This is a genomic window from Paenochrobactrum gallinarii, from assembly GCF_014205685.1.
GTDB lineage: Bacteria > Pseudomonadota > Alphaproteobacteria > Rhizobiales > Rhizobiaceae > Paenochrobactrum > Paenochrobactrum gallinarii.
Genome location: NZ_JACIIU010000005.1, coordinates 1 through 16,041 on the forward strand (window position 1 = coordinate 1; position 16,041 = coordinate 16,041).

The 16,041-nt window shown below is 47.1% G+C and carries 16 protein-coding genes and 1 pseudogene; 8 read left to right on the forward strand and 9 right to left on the reverse strand.

Features of this window, described 5'->3' with window-relative positions; translation table 11 throughout:
- Positions 1-84 precede the first annotated feature (84 nt).
- Positions 85-423 (forward strand): annotated as a pseudogene (locus tag FHS77_RS07260) (transposase); the annotation flags it as partial.
- Here the strand turns inward: FHS77_RS07260 and FHS77_RS07265 are convergent.
- From FHS77_RS07265 to FHS77_RS07280, 4 genes are read right to left on the reverse strand one after another with little or no spacing between them, the layout of a single operon-like run.
- The gene (locus FHS77_RS07265; protein WP_184221843.1) at positions 398-1,669 is read right to left on the reverse strand and encodes a F390 synthetase-related protein; all 1,272 of its coding nucleotides are present in this window, start codon (positions 1,667-1,669) and stop codon (positions 398-400) included. The pseudogene FHS77_RS07260 and the gene FHS77_RS07265 overlap by 26 nt on opposite strands.
- Positions 1,666-2,541 carry an MBL fold metallo-hydrolase gene (locus tag FHS77_RS07270; protein WP_343060968.1) on the reverse strand — a complete coding sequence of 292 codons (876 nt, stop codon included), beginning with the start codon at positions 2,539-2,541 and terminating at the stop codon, positions 1,666-1,668. The genes FHS77_RS07265 and FHS77_RS07270 overlap by 4 nt, the downstream gene beginning before the upstream one ends.
- Complete coding sequence (locus FHS77_RS07275; RefSeq protein ID WP_184221847.1) at positions 2,510-3,487, reverse strand: NAD-dependent epimerase/dehydratase family protein; 978 nt, start codon at positions 3,485-3,487, stop codon at positions 2,510-2,512. The genes FHS77_RS07270 and FHS77_RS07275 overlap by 32 nt, the downstream gene beginning before the upstream one ends.
- Positions 3,487-4,497: a 3-oxoacyl-[acyl-carrier-protein] synthase III C-terminal domain-containing protein gene (locus tag FHS77_RS07280; protein ID WP_184221849.1), complete on the reverse strand. Its 1,011-nt coding sequence runs from the start codon at positions 4,495-4,497 to the stop codon at positions 3,487-3,489. The genes FHS77_RS07275 and FHS77_RS07280 overlap by 1 nt, the downstream gene beginning before the upstream one ends.
- Before the next feature lie 165 nt (positions 4,498-4,662).
- On the opposite strand from FHS77_RS07280, the gene FHS77_RS07285 reads away from it, so the two are divergent.
- Complete coding sequence (locus tag FHS77_RS07285) at positions 4,663-5,283, forward strand: phosphatase PAP2 family protein (RefSeq protein WP_184221851.1); 621 nt, start codon at positions 4,663-4,665, stop codon at positions 5,281-5,283.
- Complete coding sequence (locus FHS77_RS07290; RefSeq protein WP_184221853.1) at positions 5,280-6,395, forward strand: sterol desaturase family protein; 1,116 nt, start codon at positions 5,280-5,282, stop codon at positions 6,393-6,395. Before FHS77_RS07285 ends, FHS77_RS07290 begins: the two co-directional genes overlap by 4 nt.
- A gap of 66 nt (positions 6,396-6,461) precedes the next feature.
- On the opposite strand, the gene FHS77_RS07295 is transcribed toward FHS77_RS07290, so the two are convergent.
- The 3 genes from FHS77_RS07295 to FHS77_RS07305 form a co-directional block, all read right to left on the reverse strand.
- Positions 6,462-7,133, reverse strand: a complete 672-nt coding sequence (locus tag FHS77_RS07295; RefSeq protein ID WP_184221855.1) for a L,D-transpeptidase — start codon at positions 7,131-7,133, stop codon at positions 6,462-6,464.
- 91 nt (positions 7,134-7,224) lie between these two features.
- Positions 7,225-7,947 (reverse strand): L,D-transpeptidase, encoded by a 723-nt coding sequence (locus tag FHS77_RS07300; protein WP_246431264.1) that lies wholly within the window; start codon positions 7,945-7,947, stop codon positions 7,225-7,227.
- An 87-nt stretch (positions 7,948-8,034) separates the two neighbouring features.
- Positions 8,035-9,627, reverse strand: a complete 1,593-nt coding sequence (locus tag FHS77_RS07305; protein WP_184221858.1) for a peptidoglycan D,D-transpeptidase FtsI family protein — start codon at positions 9,625-9,627, stop codon at positions 8,035-8,037.
- A gap of 162 nt (positions 9,628-9,789) precedes the next feature.
- Here FHS77_RS07305 and FHS77_RS07310 point away from each other — a divergent pair, with 162 nt between their 5' ends.
- Positions 9,790-10,260 carry an Lrp/AsnC family transcriptional regulator gene (locus FHS77_RS07310; protein ID WP_184221860.1) on the forward strand — a complete coding sequence of 157 codons (471 nt, stop codon included), beginning with the start codon at positions 9,790-9,792 and terminating at the stop codon, positions 10,258-10,260.
- A 120-nt stretch (positions 10,261-10,380) separates the two neighbouring features.
- Entirely contained in the window at positions 10,381-12,381 is a 2,001-nt protein-coding gene (locus FHS77_RS07315; RefSeq protein ID WP_184221862.1) for a BCCT family transporter, read from the forward strand.
- 30 nt (positions 12,382-12,411) lie between these two features.
- Here the strand turns inward: FHS77_RS07315 and FHS77_RS07320 are convergent, their stop codons facing one another.
- Entirely contained in the window at positions 12,412-12,945 is a 534-nt protein-coding gene (locus tag FHS77_RS07320) for a response regulator transcription factor (protein WP_184221865.1), read from the reverse strand.
- 10 nt (positions 12,946-12,955) lie between these two features.
- Complete coding sequence (locus FHS77_RS07325) at positions 12,956-14,200, reverse strand: ATP-binding protein (protein WP_184221867.1); 1,245 nt, start codon at positions 14,198-14,200, stop codon at positions 12,956-12,958.
- Between the two features lie 293 nt (positions 14,201-14,493).
- Between FHS77_RS07325 and FHS77_RS07330 the strand changes: the two genes are divergently transcribed.
- From FHS77_RS07330 to FHS77_RS07340, 3 genes are all read left to right on the forward strand, one after another.
- Positions 14,494-14,874, forward strand: coding sequence for a c-type cytochrome (locus FHS77_RS07330; protein ID WP_184221869.1), 381 nt, complete (start codon positions 14,494-14,496; stop codon positions 14,872-14,874).
- Between the two features lie 17 nt (positions 14,875-14,891).
- On the forward strand, positions 14,892-15,281 hold the full coding sequence (locus FHS77_RS07335; RefSeq protein WP_184221871.1) for a hypothetical protein: 390 nt from the start codon (positions 14,892-14,894) through the stop codon (positions 15,279-15,281).
- Positions 15,282-15,437: 156 nt separating this feature from the next.
- Entirely contained in the window at positions 15,438-15,968 is a 531-nt protein-coding gene (locus FHS77_RS07340; protein ID WP_184221873.1) for a YcnI family copper-binding membrane protein, read from the forward strand.
- The last annotated feature ends 73 nt before the right edge of the window (positions 15,969-16,041 follow it).

Below are 16,041 nucleotides of genomic sequence, written 5' to 3' on the forward strand. Positions count from 1 at the left end.
TGGCCATGGGCCAAGTTTGAATGGAGAGCCGTATGCGCTGAAAGGTGCACGTACGGTTCGGGGAGGAGAAGCGCGTTTGCGCTTCTTACTCCACTCTCTATGCAGCGTGGTTTTCTTTATCTGGTTGCGATTATGGATTGGGCAACGCGCAAAGTGCTTTCATGTCGACTCTCAAACACAATGTATACCAGCTTCAGGGTTGAAGCCTTAAATGAGGCTATTTTCAAATACGGAAAGCCTGAAATAATGAATAATGATCAAGGGGCCCAGTTTACTGGAAAAGACTGGATCGCTATTCTGACTGATGCCAAGATCAAAATATCAATGGATGATAGCGGACGTTATCCCGACAATATTTACATCGAAAGACTATGGCGCCCCCTCAAGCAAGAAGCGACTATTTCGCAATTACGCGGCGGCGTTTTTGATCTAAGTGGCTTGTAATACCTTGATGAAAATTAAGTTCTGGAAGCTGCGTATTTAATTTTGCAGCTTCCATCAGTAGGTTTTGCTCAACATATTGACAAGCCAATGCAAAATCATCCGTATCCAACCAAATTTTCAGCAGATGCTGGCCAACTTGCACAGCGCGATAATCACGAATTTCACATTGGCTTGTAGCAACGGCCTGCCGGATAAGATCGGAGGGGATCATTTGCAATCCGCCATCATGCTTTTGCCAATAAAGAATATCATCGCAGCGCCCTTCAATGCGTTTCAAACGCAGACTTGCACAGCCACAAGGACACGGCTCATCATCAGGGATTAAAATATCATCTAAGCGATATTTTAACACTGGTTGGGTTTCACGTGTCAAATCCGTAATAATGGGGGCAAAGGCGCCGCTCGCTTCATCAATAATATCTCGCTCAATATGCACATAAGCTTCATTTAAGTGCAAAGAACCGGCGCGGCATGTCATACCAAGCACGCCTTCGGTGCATTGATAAACCTGATCCACTTCCACACCAAAAACATCTGTAATCGCAACCTCGTCTTCGGGGGAAAGCACTTCTGCGACAGATATGATGCAACGAGGTTGAATATCAATTGCACCATCATTTTGAGCATGTGCCAAGAGCCGCAAAATTTGTGCCGGTGCAATCAGAACTGTTGGATTTTGCTTGTTCAAACGCGGCAGATGGAGATCAAACGCCTGTAGCAAATCGTAAAACTCAAAACTGATCAGCGCATTTCCCAACCGCTCATAAAGCATATTATTGGCACGCAGAAATAAGCAAACCCGCTGACTGCGTAAAAAAGACGGCGAAAAACGCCCCAACATTAAAGCAGCCCATAATGCGCGTTCACGTTTATTGGAAGCAAAAAGTCCGCGCTGACCGGATGTGCCGGTGGAAAGCCCCACAGCAACCTGCCCGATCATTGGTGCGAAATCGCGCTTTTCTTCTGAGGTTAAAGCGATGTCTAAGGCATCTTCTTTGGTAATACCGGCTGTGTTGATGTCTGTAAAATGCTCCATCATCAGTGCTTTATTCATCATCGGCCAGTTTTCATATGGCTGATCCGCAAAGTCTTTATAAAATGGCGAGCGCGGCATAATATGGCGGCGTAAATGCGCAAATGCCTGTTGCTGATGCCGGGCTATCGCTTCGCGCGATGCAAAGCATTTACCATAACGCGCGCGCAAAAAAACGCTGAACGGGTTCATATTTTCACCTCTGATGATGAAAGCGGGTAACTTTCAGTGCAATGCGAGGCGATTATTTTGACCTCCGGCTGAGCCAGGTGAAAGGCACGTAACTTTGCAAAACTATCCATAAAGGCGGCAGCATTGCCCAAACGATGCAAAGTAAACTTTGGTGGTGGCAAATTACGCTGCAAAGATTGAAAACTCCAAACGGCATCTGCCACCAGAAAAATCGCACCCTTAGAGGTTTTGGGTAAAAATAAACCTGTTTGGCCGAAACCGTGTCCGGGAAGTGAAACTGCAATCGCAGTCTGATCACCCAATAGATCATAACCGCTGCCGAAAGCTTGCAATCCGTAGGGTTGAAGGCTGAGCTGGGGCAGGCTTTCAACTGCTTTTAAAGGTAAGGCTTTTAACCGGTCACGCAGCATTGCCGGACATCCAGCTTGTAAACTGGCAAGGCGCTTTGCGTTTAGTTTTTCAATCGCCGTTTGGGATGTGATAACGGGCGGGATAGTGTTTAAATCAAATAAACCTGCCACATGGTCAGCATGAAGATGTGATAAAAAAACTAAATCAGGCGCAGAAACTCCAAGCTTTTGCAGTTGACTGGGCAAGTTATAATTCGCATTAAAAGACACAGGTGTCAGCCAGCGATAAATGCGCTCCGGAAATGGCTTTGTCGCTTGATTAAAAAGTGCGCCATAGCCCGCATCAAACAATATCGTGCCATGAACCGGATGGCGCAGTAGCGCTACACCCGCAGGAAAACGCCTCATGCGCCACGGCGCGCCGCGTTGCGTCATTGCGTGAGGCCCGCGACAATAGCCAATATGAAAACAAGTAAATTCCAGCACGGTTTCAGATGTTTGCGGCATAATCCTGAATACCATCTTCAATAGATATAGCTGGGATGTAGCCCAGCTTTTCTTTTGCTTTCGTGATATCAAGCGTCAGGCTGCAACCGAGCGACGCGACCGCCTGACATGTAATGACAGGCTCCTTTTGAGGCATCAAAACGCGGTGTACAAATTCCAGCATTTTTGCCAGTCGCATGGCATTTTCATGTGAAATATGAACTTGGCGAGGGGCAGCGCCGTTTAACGAACAAACAGCCGCCAAAAGCTCGGAAAAACGGTAAGCAACGCCGGAGGTAATATTAAAAACTTCGCCGCAGGCGCCATCTTCAAATCCAGCAAGTGCCATAGCGCGTGCTGCATCTGACACATGGGTGATATCAATCAGGCTTTTACCACCGCCAATCATCGGCACACGCCCGCGCTTAATGGCTTGCAACAGACGCGGCATCAGCGAACGATCACCGGTGCCATAAATCGCACGCGGGCGCAAAGCGGTGGTGCGCATAGCGCTCACATTATCGGCGGCCAGCACCAGACATTCCGCTTCATATTTGGTGCGGGCATAATGACTTGGAAAATGCTCCGGCAATGCTGCATCTTCTGCAAGATTAAAGCGGTCTTTTCCATTAGCATAAATGCTGGGCGATGAGGCAAAAACAAAGCGCCCAACTTGTGCTTTGGCCGCAGCTTCAAGCAAGCGTTTGGTGGCGGTAACATTGACGGCTTCAAACTCTTGACGAGGCCCCCAAGCGGATGAAAGTGCCGCGCAATGAAAAACGATATCAACATGCTGAAACGCTGCAGCCGGATAATTGCCCTTCAAATTAAAGGCAAGAAATTCGATGCCTTCAGCTGCAAATTCTGAGCCCGCAGCCAGGTCACGCCCCTGCGCCAGCACATGATGTCCTTGTGCCGATAAATATTGGCTTAGTCGTTTTCCCAGACAGCCGGTTGCACCGGTTACAAGAACTTTTGCCATTAATATCGCAATATTGCTCCGCCAATGGAAATACCCGCTGATGTGCCAGCCAGCAAAATTACATCATCACGCTTCACACGTTCTTCCGTTATTGCCGTATGTAAAGCCATCGGAATTGAGGTGGCGATTTGATTGCCGAAACGCGAAAATGTCTGGATGACATGATCAGGGTTAAGCCCGATACGTGCCAAACCATGCGTAAGCGACGGACCGCTTGCCTGATGCGGAATAATGCAATCAATATCTGCAATATGCATATCGGCCTGCATAAATAACCGTTTTAAAAACCGTGGCAAATAACGGGCAGTGATCCGAAATGCAGCCTGACCATTCATCTTGAAATAGGATGCTTCAGCCGCTGCGTCACGGTCAACAGCTGCCGAAATTCGAGTGCCACCACCTGCCAGCACACAAGCCTCGCCACCTTCAGAATAAGTTTCAAATCGGCTGGCAATCAGGCCGTTTCCGTCAGCGGTTAAAACAACAGCCGCAGCACCATCACCAAAAATGGCTGCAACATCCGGTTCACGCCAGTCCAAGCCAACGGAAGCAATATCAGCAGAAAAAATCAAAACACTGCGGGCAACGCCCAGCTGAATTTTCATCGCAGCTAAATCAAGCGCCTGAATGAAGCTTAGACAAGTTGCATTGACATCATATGCCGGTATGCCGGATTTTCCCAATCCTAACCGCTGCTGAACCAAAGTGGCGGTAGATGGAATAACTTGCTCCATAACCCCGCAGGCACCGAGAATAAGATCAAGCTCTTGCGGGACAATTCCGGCAGCTTTCAGCGCCTGTCTTGAGGCTTGTTCAGCCATGAAAGAGCTGGTTTCCTGCCCCTTTGCCACATATCGCGCGGTCAAACCAAAGCGGTTTTCCACCGTGCCCTGAGGCCAGCCAAGTCGGGCATCAATCTCAGAAGAAAGGACACGGGTCTCAGGCAGATAGGCACCGGTTCCAGCGATTTTTAATCCGGGTTTCCCCGCACCATTTTGAACGATTGTCATTAATGTCCGCACTTAAATTATGGTGTTCATTTACGCAGTCGCATGATAGTCCCCCTCCCGTCAAGAGGTGTTTTTCTACTATAATCTGACGATAATTACTTATAAAAACGGCTATATTGAAACAAATCTTATGATTATAAGCTATATTTCCGTGCTGGAGAATGAATGAATTCGCTATATTCGCGCTTGTGGTACATGTTAACCGGATGGGGTGCTGTGGGGGTTGTTTATAGCCTGACCAGCAGTCAGGATCAGGCATCGGCACACCTTCTCCAGCCTTCTGTCGTTGATTTGTGGTTTGAGTTTGATCCCAGTGCAATATGGCTTTATCTGTCGTTTTTTATATTATGTGCATATGCTTATTTATGCTGCCCGCAACAGCGTCTCGTTTGGCTGGCACGCTCCATGCAATTGTCAGCAGTTGGTGCAGGTATCGTTTTTACTTTTTGGCCAACGACAATGGAATTTCCGGCCGTCACACAGGAAACACTCAGTGCAGATGTGCTGCGTTTGTTAATCCAGCTGGATTCTATGCAAAACTGCCTGCCATCGCTGCATGTCACGCTGACAATTCTGGCGGTTTACGCACTATGGCAAAAAACGCAATTATTTCTCAGTCTTTTCACCGCTCTTTGGGGTATTGCCATTACTGTCTCGATTTTGCAATTACACCGGCATCAGTTTGTTGATGTTTTGGGCGGAGCAGCCCTTGCCATTTTTGCATGCATATTTGCTCACTCTATTCTTAATTGGCAAAATAAAAGAATTTTGAGGCGCGCGCTATGATGGCTATTGCCTTCCCCATTCTGCTCCTCATCATTCTGGTGCTCGGTGAGATGATTATTCTCACCAAGACCGAACAGGAAAAAGTGGATTGGCATGATGTCGTTTTCAACCTGAATTCAGGCCATATGATGTTATGGTTGTTTCGTGGGCTGGAACTTGCCTGTTACGGTTTCATTGTAACGCATTTGAGCTTAAACCTTGTCGAAGGCTGGCCGCAAGTCTGGGTGTGGCTGCTTGCCATTTTGATGTGGGATTTTTGCTTTTATTGGTTGCACCGTTTGCATCATAAATTCGCGCTTTTATGGGCGGTGCATGTGGTTCACCATCAAGGCGAACATTTTAATCTCTCTTTGGCCGTACGCAATTCGTGGTATTCGTCACTGGCGTCTATTCCGTTTTTCATTCCAATGGCCTTGATCGGCATACCGCTGCCCGTTTTCATCACAGTGTCGGTACTGCATTATTCCATTCAATTGATGAATCATAGTGCCCTGACACCGCGCCTTGGCTGGCTGGAATATATTCTGGTAACGCCGGCTCACCACCGCATCCACCATGTCAATGACAGAGCCTATTCGGATGCCAATTATGCAGGCAGCTTTGCTTTTTGGGATAGATTATTTGGCACCTATCGCCCAGATCTGCCGGAGCATGAATTTGCATATGGCGTTAAAGGCAAAAAATCGTCTCAAAATCCGTTTGTCGCGAGTAATGAACCGTTCCGCGAATATTTACAAAACCGCCGTGAGAAAAGAAAAGATAAAGCAGCGGATTTTGTCAGCTCCGGCTTCATCGTGCTAAGTGGCGCGATAATCTTATTCATACTGGTGACCGGATATATCTGGCTTTACGGTTATCAAATCAGCCAGTCATTGACAGAGCAGATTGTGTTGTTTTTACTTCTTGCGGCAGGCTCTGTTGCCCTTGGCGGCATTAGTGAGGGCAGACAATGGGGCGTTGTCGGCTGGCTCGCAATTACATGGGTAATGCTTCTAAGCTTTGCTTTTTATTTCCAATGGCACAGTGTTTTTTGGATGGTCAGCATGATTGCGCTTGCCGTTCATAGCAGCGCAGTGTTTTTGGGTTGGGGACGTGAAAAGGCTGACTTTTAAGATGGTTGTTATCGTGAAAAATTATACTGATTTTATCACGATAACAACTAATATTGATAATCTGCTTTAAGAGGCAGAAGCGACCTGTCCGGAATTACCCTGCAACACCACAACCTTTGTACCGTTAGGGATACGGGTATAAAGATCGATAATGTCCTGATTAAGCAGGCGGATACAGCCACTGGAAATCGCGCGGCCGATTGACCAGTCTTCATTGCTGCCATGAATACGATAAAGTGTATCACGCCCGTCTTTGAAGAGATAAAGCGCGCGTGCACCAAGCGGGTTGGTTGGCCCAGGCGCCATGCCGGATGCCAGTGGCCCATAGCGTTCAGGCTCGCGCTTGATCATATCCTGCGTCGGCGTCCAGCTTGGCCATTGGCGTTTATATTGAATGGTGCCTTCGCCCTCAAATTCAAGTCCCGCCTTGCCAACACCGATACCATAACGCAATGCGCGGCCATTTTCCTGTTGTAAATACAGGAAACGTTTCTGCGTATCGATAATAACCGTACCCGGTACATAACCGCTCGCGTAAGCAACTTCCCGGCGGTAATATTGCGGGTCAATCTTTTTCAAATTAGGTGCAGGTACCGAAAAAGGCTCCCCCTCAACGGCTGCATACATTGCGTTATGATATGCGGAAACCTTCGGCCCCTCTTTCACAGCTTGTGTTGATGTACAAGCTGCAAGGGCTGCCGGTAAGCCAACAACAAATGCGCGTCGTGTCAGAGACATAATATAATTATCCTACAATCAATAACTGTTCCGGATTGGCACACAATAAGCGCACCAATCCTGTTTATAGGTCACAATAGACCGGACATCGTTAACGAACTATGATACGCGAGCCTGGTTTGACGCGATCATGAAGATCGATAATATCTTGGGACAAAAGACGGATACATCCAGCGGAAACCGCTTTACCGATAGACCATGGCGCATTTGTGCCGTGAACGCGATAATATGTGTCCTGACCATTTTGATGTATATAAAGTGCACGCGCACCCATCGGATTTTTAGGCCCGCCTTCTACACCATCCTTATATCGTCCATAATGTTTCGGGTTACGTTTAATCATAGATGATGTTGGCGTCCACCGTGGCCAAGCCTGTTTATAGGCAATAGTTGCCGTTCCCTGGAAATTGCGCCCTGCAGGCCCGACACCAACAGCATAACGTACCGCTTTATTGTCAGGCAAAACATAATAAAGATAGCGGCTTTTCTGCTCGACAATCACAGTTCCGACCGGTTCATTTGTCTCATAAGATACAATCTGGCGCATATGCTCAGGCTTCATGCGCTTCACATCAACCGCAGGAATATCAAACCGACCATCATTCATCGCACGATACATATGTGCAGGATCAGCAAGCGGTTTACCTGATGTTTTTTTCGATGATGTGCCCGTTTCAGCTTTTTGCTGCAGCTTGACTTCCTTCGCCGAAGTGTCGGTTGCAGCCACCGTTTCCGTTTTCTGCGTGGTGACGCAGCCCGCTAAAAATAAAGTGCTGACTAGTGCACAAATTGAAACTAAACGTCCTGATCTCAAAGGATTGCTCCATTATAATTTTCATCAGCCTGCTTAAAAAAACAGTACATATTGGGAGGGTTGGAATTAGATATTCTGGCCTTCAAATCATGGTGTCAGATTTAAAAAGCTAAAAGTCTTGCGGATGATTTCACCGGCAAGCGGCGCTGCTGTCAGACCCGCGGTCTGGCCGCGCGTTTCAGATTTCGGTGCCGGATCATCAACAATAATGAGATAAACAAAGGCAGGATCATCCATCGGCATGGCAGCCGCAAACACATTGAAGTTGCGATTTTTGGCGTAGCGACCATCGATAACTTTTTCTGCGGTACCGGTTTTTCCGCCTACACGAAGCCCGGCAATATTGGCGCGTCTACCCGAGCCTTTAACCGCGCTTAAACGGTATAAATGACGCAAAATGGCACTGGCTTTTTCACTCACAATCCGAGTTGCCGGCAATTCATCCAGACTGGCACGTTTTAAAAGGGTCGGAGCCACTAATATGCCGTTGTTTAATACACCGCCAATACCAACGGCTGTTTGTAATGGCGTCGTGGCAAAGCCATGTCCAAAAGCAGCAGTGATTGATGTTGGTGGCGTCCAGTTGCGTGGCTCCATTGGCTTTGCAATTTCCGGCAGTTCCAGTTGCAATCGCTTCAGCAAACCTGTTTCCAGCAAGAAGCCGCGATGCGCCTCCACACCAACGGATAAGGCTTCATGCGCTGAACCGATATTGGACGAATAAAGGAAAACCTCTTCCAAGGTCAGCGGACGTTTTTTACCAAAATAATCGCGTACAAATTGATTGCCAACCCTGATCGGATTGGTTGCATCATAAATGGTTGTCAGGTCAGCTCCGGCAAATTCCACTGCCATTGCAGTGGTAAAAGTTTTGATGATCGAACCCATTTCTGAGGCGCTGGCGGTTACACGATTCAATCTGTCTGGCAGATGTGCTTCGGTCGGAAAATGCGGATCAAAATCCGGCAATGAAGCCAAAGCAATAATTTCGCCGCTCTTAATATCAAGAATAACGCCACCGACGCCGGCGGCACCATACTCCACAAGTGCACGGGATAATTCGTGATGCAAGACATGCTGCACCCTTATATCAATCGAGGTGACAATGGGTGCAAAGCTTTCGGCATTTGCAAGGCCCGCATTACGCAGATCTGCAATTCCCTGTCCGTCAAGCCACTTTTCCAAACCAGCCACACCTGAATTATCAATATTGGTCAGACCAATAATATGCGATGTGGTACGTCCTGCCGGATAAAAACGTTTAAGCTCAGGGCGAAAACCAATGCCCGGAATACCTGCCATCATCAGTTTGTTTTTGACGGCCGGCGTCAACTGGCGTGCCAGCCAAATAAAATCAGACGGGCTGGATAACCGGTCATATAATGTTTTTAATGAAAGCTGCGGAATGATGCGGTTCACTTTTTCCGCAACTTCATCAATATCTGTAATGCGGCGTGGTTCGGCATAAAGTGAATAAGCCTTAATATCCATCGCCAGTATTTTGCCGTTTCGATCAAGAATTTGCGGGCGGTTCACACTCACCTGTTGTGAAACAAAACGCTTTTCCGGGCTTTCAATCGTACCGTAATACACAAGACGTGAGAAAATGGTTGCGTAAACCGCAATAAATAAAGAAATGACCAGGGCAATTCTATTTTTATAAGATCTGTTTCTTATCATTACGACTTGTGATTGCTCATCAATGTTTCGCCTGGCACCATTTCTCCTCACGTAAAACAATCACGCAAAGTTACAGATAGAAATATTTCATGCAATCATATATTAGGGCTCTATGATTTATAAAACCGCGCAATTTTCACTCGCTTTAATACGGAAGATGCAATGTCCGCTCATATCAAGTTAGATAGTTACGACAAGGCACTGCTCAAGCTGCTGCAAGAGGATGCCTCACGCTCGCAAAAAGAACTGGCAGAGCGCATTCATCTTTCCCCTGCCGCTGTTCAGCGCCGCATTGTCAAATTGCAAAATAATGGCGCAATTAAAAAAATAGCTGCCATTGTTGAACCCTCAATCGTCGGCCTTCCGGTAACAGTCATTGTCGAGGTAACTCTGAGCGATGAACGTTCCACAACGGTCGCTGCTGCTAAAAAAATGTTCAAAAATGCAGAAGATGTGCAGCAATGCTATGGCGTCGCCGGAAATGCGGGCATTATTTTGATTATGAGTGTGCCCAGCACCGAAGAATATGAGGCCAGAACCGCACGTCTTTTGGGCGATAACCCTTATGTCATGTCCTATCGGACAATCATCGTTCTGGACAGGGTCAAGTCTGATCTTGCTCTGCCGATATGAGTTTTGATCAAACGGCATTAACCACGTGGCAAATTTTCATACACCCGCGACCTTGCTATTATCTCACAGCTCAGACAATTATGACTGCCGCCCTAAAGCCATCAACTTCAGAGAGCGCCCATGCCTGCTAAATTTGTCATAAATCCTCCTGTTTTTTTCGGTGCTATTATTATCATCGGAATATTTTTAGCAGTAGGAGTGGTTGTCCCTGATCGCGCAGCGACTATTTTTGCGCAGCTTCAGCAAACGATCCTCACCAATTTCGGCTGGTTTTATTTGCTCTCAGTCGGCATTTTTCTTATCAGTGTTTTGCTCATCTGTTTAGGGCGCTATGGACGCTTAAAACTCGGCCCTGATGATGCAACGCCGGATTTCAGCTTTATATCATGGATTGCAATGCTGTTTGCGGCCGGTATGGGCATTGGTCTGATGTATTATGCGGTTGGTGAGCCGATGACGCATTTTATGGCTCCGCCAACCGCAGAGCCACGCTCCGTTGCCGCAACCCGTGAAGCAATGGCGGTTACATTTTTCCATTGGGGCATTCACGCCTGGGCAATTTATGCCGTGGTTGGCCTTTCACTGGCGTATTTTGGCTATCGATATAATTTGCCGCTCACCATCCGCTCCGGCCTTTATCCATTGCTAAAAGAACGCATTAACGGACCAATTGGTCATGCCGTGGATATTTTTGCCATTGTCGGCACCATGTTCGGTATTGCAACATCAATGGGGCTTGGTGTTTCACAGATGAATGCTGGCTTGAATTACCTGCTCGGTGTGCCGATCAACCTGGAAATTCAATTACTATTGGTTGCGGCTGTTACTGGCCTGGCTACAATTTCTGTCGTTACAGGGCTTGATAAAGGCGTCAAAATTCTATCCGAAACCAATCTGCTATTTGCAATTTTGCTCATGTTATTTGTCTTGGTTGTTGGGCAAACAACTGAAATTTTCCGTGATTTCGTTCAAAATATCGGCCTTTATCTTGATACAATCGTGCTGCGCACTTTTAATATTTATGCATATGAACCAACACCTTGGGTTGATGCATGGACATTATTTTATTGGGCATGGTGGATTTCATGGTCACCATTTGTCGGCATGTTTATTGCCCGTATTTCCCGCGGGCGTACAGTTCGGGAATTTGTGACAGCGGTTCTATTTATTCCTGCCGGTTTCACCTTCTTCTGGATGACGGTATTTGGCAATTCAGCCATCATGATCGACACGACAGTCGCCGGTGGTAAACTGGGTGCAGAAATTGCCGCTGACGTGTCTGTTGGCCTGTTTTATTTCTTCGAGTATCTGCCATGGACAACCCTCACTTCAGGCTTGGCTGTCGTTTTGGTGGCAATTTTCTTTGTTACATCCGCCGATTCCGGCTCCTTGGTTATTGATGCAATCGCTGCAGGCGGCGAGACCGAAACCACTACAGGTCAGCGTGTTTTCTGGTGTGCATTAGAAGGTGTCGTCGCAGCCAGTCTGTTGATTGCTGGCGGTTTAAATGCGCTTCAATCAGCAACAATTGCAAGCGCCTTACCATTTTGTATCGTTATTCTTGCACTTGTCTGGTCGCTTTTCAAAGGTATGAAAGCCGACTTGGCACAAAGAGAGGCACAGGCAACAATTCCTTCGCCACCAAGTGCACAACCGGCTTCCGGTTTGACATGGCAGCGCAGATTGTCCTTAATTTTGCACGCCCCGTCTAAACGTGAAGTAACCAACTTCATGAATGGTACAGCCAAAGATGCGCTCAATGCAGTGACCAAAGAGCTGAATAATCGTGGGCGTGAAACCATCGTAGACGAGGATGAGAATGGTTCGATTGCCCTGCGGTCCACGGCAGAGGGCATGCGCGATTTTATCTATGGTATCATGCCGGTTCAGCAAGTTGCCCCTGCCTATTCAACATTAGGTGTCGGTAAGCCTACTTACCGACATGAAGCGCGCACTTACTTTTCCAGTGGTGGTCGTGGTTATGATGTAATGGGCTTTACCCGAGAGCAGCTGATTGCCGATATTCTGGTTCAGTTTGAACGCTATCTGGCTTTGGTTCACACGCCTGAAACACAACTGGTTCACAGTGCACCAGAGCATTCCAGCTCAGAGTTAGGCTAATCATAAAATGGGTGAAGTGATACAAATTTATTACTTCACCCGCCTTTTCTCAAGTTTTCGCGCAAGTGTGCGGCGATGCATACCAAGGCGGCGTGCAGTCTCTGAAATATTAAACTCAGCCTCTACCAAAGTTTCATGAATGCGCTCCCATTCCAAATTTTTAATGGACGTCGGACGTGTCGTCAGCGGCACTGAAGCATCCCCCTCTTCCTTATCAAAGGCTGCAATAATATCATTGGTGTTGGAGGGTTTCGGCAAATACTGACAGGCGCCAAGCTTGATTGCTTCAACGGCTGTAGCAATACTTGCAAAGCCGGTCAGCACCACAATCTTCATGTCCGGATCATGCGCGTGCAAAAGCTTTACACATTCAAGACCTGAGCCGCTTGGTAATTTTAAATCCACCACCGCAAATTTGAGCGAAACATTTTTCAATATCGCTTCAATCTGCCCGACATCATCACATAAATGCACATGGTAGTCCCGCCGCTCAAACGAGCGTTTTAACGCACGAGCAAATGATGCATCATCCTCGATGATCAATAATTCACGCCGATCAGTCATCATTATCACCTTAGCAAATCGAAAAAAGCGGTAAGCGAATAGACACAATTGCGCCACCTGATGTTTGGTTACGCGCACTCACCTGACCATTGAGTTTACGCACTACATTACTGACCAGATATAGCCCCAAACCACTTTCAGGGCGTTTCTTGGTGGAGCAATAAGCCTTGCCCAGCTCTGCCAGTACATCAGGTGCAAAACCTTTTCCTTCATCGCTGATAGCGATAACCAGATCATCTGATACTATGCTTGTCTCAATACCAACCTTGTCAGGTGATGCCTCACGTGCATTATCCATCACATTGAAGATAACCTGTTGCAAAGCTATGTCACCGATAATCGGCATATCCGGCTGGCAATGATTGATATAATCGACGCGGGTTGCCGGATATAAATTTTGCCAATCGACTACAAGATCATCCATAAATTTATTGATTGTGGTGCGCACTGCACCTTCGCCGCGGGCTGTGCCGGAGGAAAGCAATATATTGGACACAATGCCCTTACAACGGTCAATCTGCGCCAGCATATCAGTAAGTTCCTCTGTCAAAACCGGATCATTTTGCAATATAGGCATACGTTGCCAATCGCTCAAAATAACCGAAACGGTTGCCAGCGGCGTGCCAAGCTCATGCGCGGCACCTGAAGCCATCAAGCCCATGCGAACAATATGATCTTCTTCCGCCGATTGCGCATCACGCTCACTTAAATTACGCTGAATGCGACTGACAACTAAAACCAGCAAAATGGATGCCAGCACAAAGCAAATAAACATACCCTGAATATGCAGATTGAAAAAATCGCTGCCATCATGATGCGGGATTTCAATGGGACGATAATAAACCGTCAAAGCAATGAAAGAGAGACTTGATACAACAACCAATATCCAGGTCGCCCATGCCTCAAGCAGAACAACGGCGAGGATAATTTGCAATAAAAACAATGTTATAAATGGATTTGAAGCCCCGCCGCTCAGATAAAACTGGATAGAAAGTGCCAGAACATCAATCAGCATGCCAACAAACATATATCTTTTGCTAATATATTTTTCTTGTCTGTAGTGGATATAACTGACACTATTCAGCGCAACCAGTAAGCCAATAATAATTGACATTGGCACGAGTGGTAGTGCGATGACCAACCACTGGCTCACAAAAAAAATGGTGAAAACCTGCCCTGCAACAGCAAGCCAACGCAACTGTATCAGAAATAAAAAATGCTGTTTATTGGTGACGTTATGAATTTGCGCGGGCATTCCAGCTTTCCGGATTAAAGGGCATGACGGTGCCTTTTAACAAATTTTACGAAAATAACGAGCGCCGACAGGCTTGGACAATTTGTCCAAGGGCGCAATTGGGCAACATTGCTATGACCGGATATTGTTGGTCAGGAATAAACATCATTATTATGCGAAGCAAAGTCCGAGTGTTGTTTCGCTAAGTCCCGATGTTGTTTTCTCATACCAACAGACTGATCCCCGCTTACGGGGTTAAGGGTTTTACATTGTGTAAAGTGCAGTAAAATCCCTAAATAAATTAGGAAATAGCAATGAAACTACACGTCGCCATTGTGGCTTTTCTCACCACTCTTTCCATGCCCGCCTTGGCGGATGGTGATCCGGTTGCAGGAAAAAAAGTCTTTAAAAGATGTCAGGCTTGTCACACTATTGATGGTGCCAACCGCGTTGGTCCAACTTTGGCTGATATTGTAGGCCGCCCCGTTGCATCGGCCGAAGGATTCAAATATTCAGCCGCACTGACAAAATTTGCAGATGACGGCAAGATATGGGACGCAGAGCTGCTTAGCCAGTTTCTCAGCGCTCCCAAAGCGACTGTCAAAGGAACCTCTATGGCCTTTGCCGGCATTAAAAAACCGGAAGACCTGAGCAATCTGATTGCATATTTGAATGATCCGGCTCAAACCAATTAAACGATAAGAGAACAGTGATGCATAAAGAATGGCTGACTTTACGAGGGAAAGGTATAGCGCTTGTCGCAGCCTGTCTGCTCGTATTGCAGTCACTCACAGGTGCATTGGCTCTTGGTTATGCATCCGTCTCGCCGATGCTTGATGCTTTTGGCAATCCGATCTGTATAACATTAAGCGAAATAGCTGATAATTCTTCAGATCAGAATGATCAGCCAATGATCCCTGATTGCTGCACAATCAATTGCAGCATGTTTGCCCCCATTTTTCAGGATCAGCCCGCCAGTCACTCACTCGAGAACCCGCTGTTGCAGCGTACTGACCGGTTAATGGTCGCGGAAGATTATCTTCTGAGTGGCTCTCTCATTTCTGACAAGCCGGGCAGTCCGCGCTCTCCCCCATTTATATAATGTTCAACACATAGTCGGGCACTCTGGTCAACGGATAAACGACTTGCGGCAGCACGCCTATTATTAAAATCGCCATATGCTGTTTGATGTTTGTTTTTAGCATTTCAAAAAAAACGCTGGTGTGAGACCGGCTCAACCCCCAATGGAACTTTGCCAATGATTAAAAAGCTAACCCTTGCTGTTGCACTCGCTGCTATCTGCAGTTCATCTGCTTTAGCGCATGTCAGCCTTGAAAAAAACGAAGCGCCGGTCGGCTCAACTTATAAAGCCGTTTTACGCGTACCACATGGCTGTGAAGGCAAGCCGACCAATGTTGTCCGCGTTAAAATTCCAGATGGTGTGATTGCGGTCAAACCAATGCCAAAAGCCGGATGGCAGCTTGAAAAAACCCGTGGTGAATATGGCAAAAGTTATGATTATTACGGCACACCAATCACAGAAGGCGTCAAGGAAGTTATCTGGAGCGACGGTAATCTGGGTGATGACGAATATGATGAATTTGTCTTGCGCGCTTATCTGACCACCGATCTGAAAGCTGGCGAAATGCTCTATTCCCCTGTTGTGCAGCAATGTACTGACGGTCTGGCGGAGCGCTGGATTGAAATTCCTGCTGAAGGCAAAACATCCGATGATCTGGAATTGCCTGCCCCGGCTTTGAAGCTGCTGGAAAAAAGCGGCAGCCACTAAAATTTCAAAGACTGACCGGCGCATAACTTGCGCCGGCCAGCATTAATTGCCGGACAATGAGCCTTATGCCCCA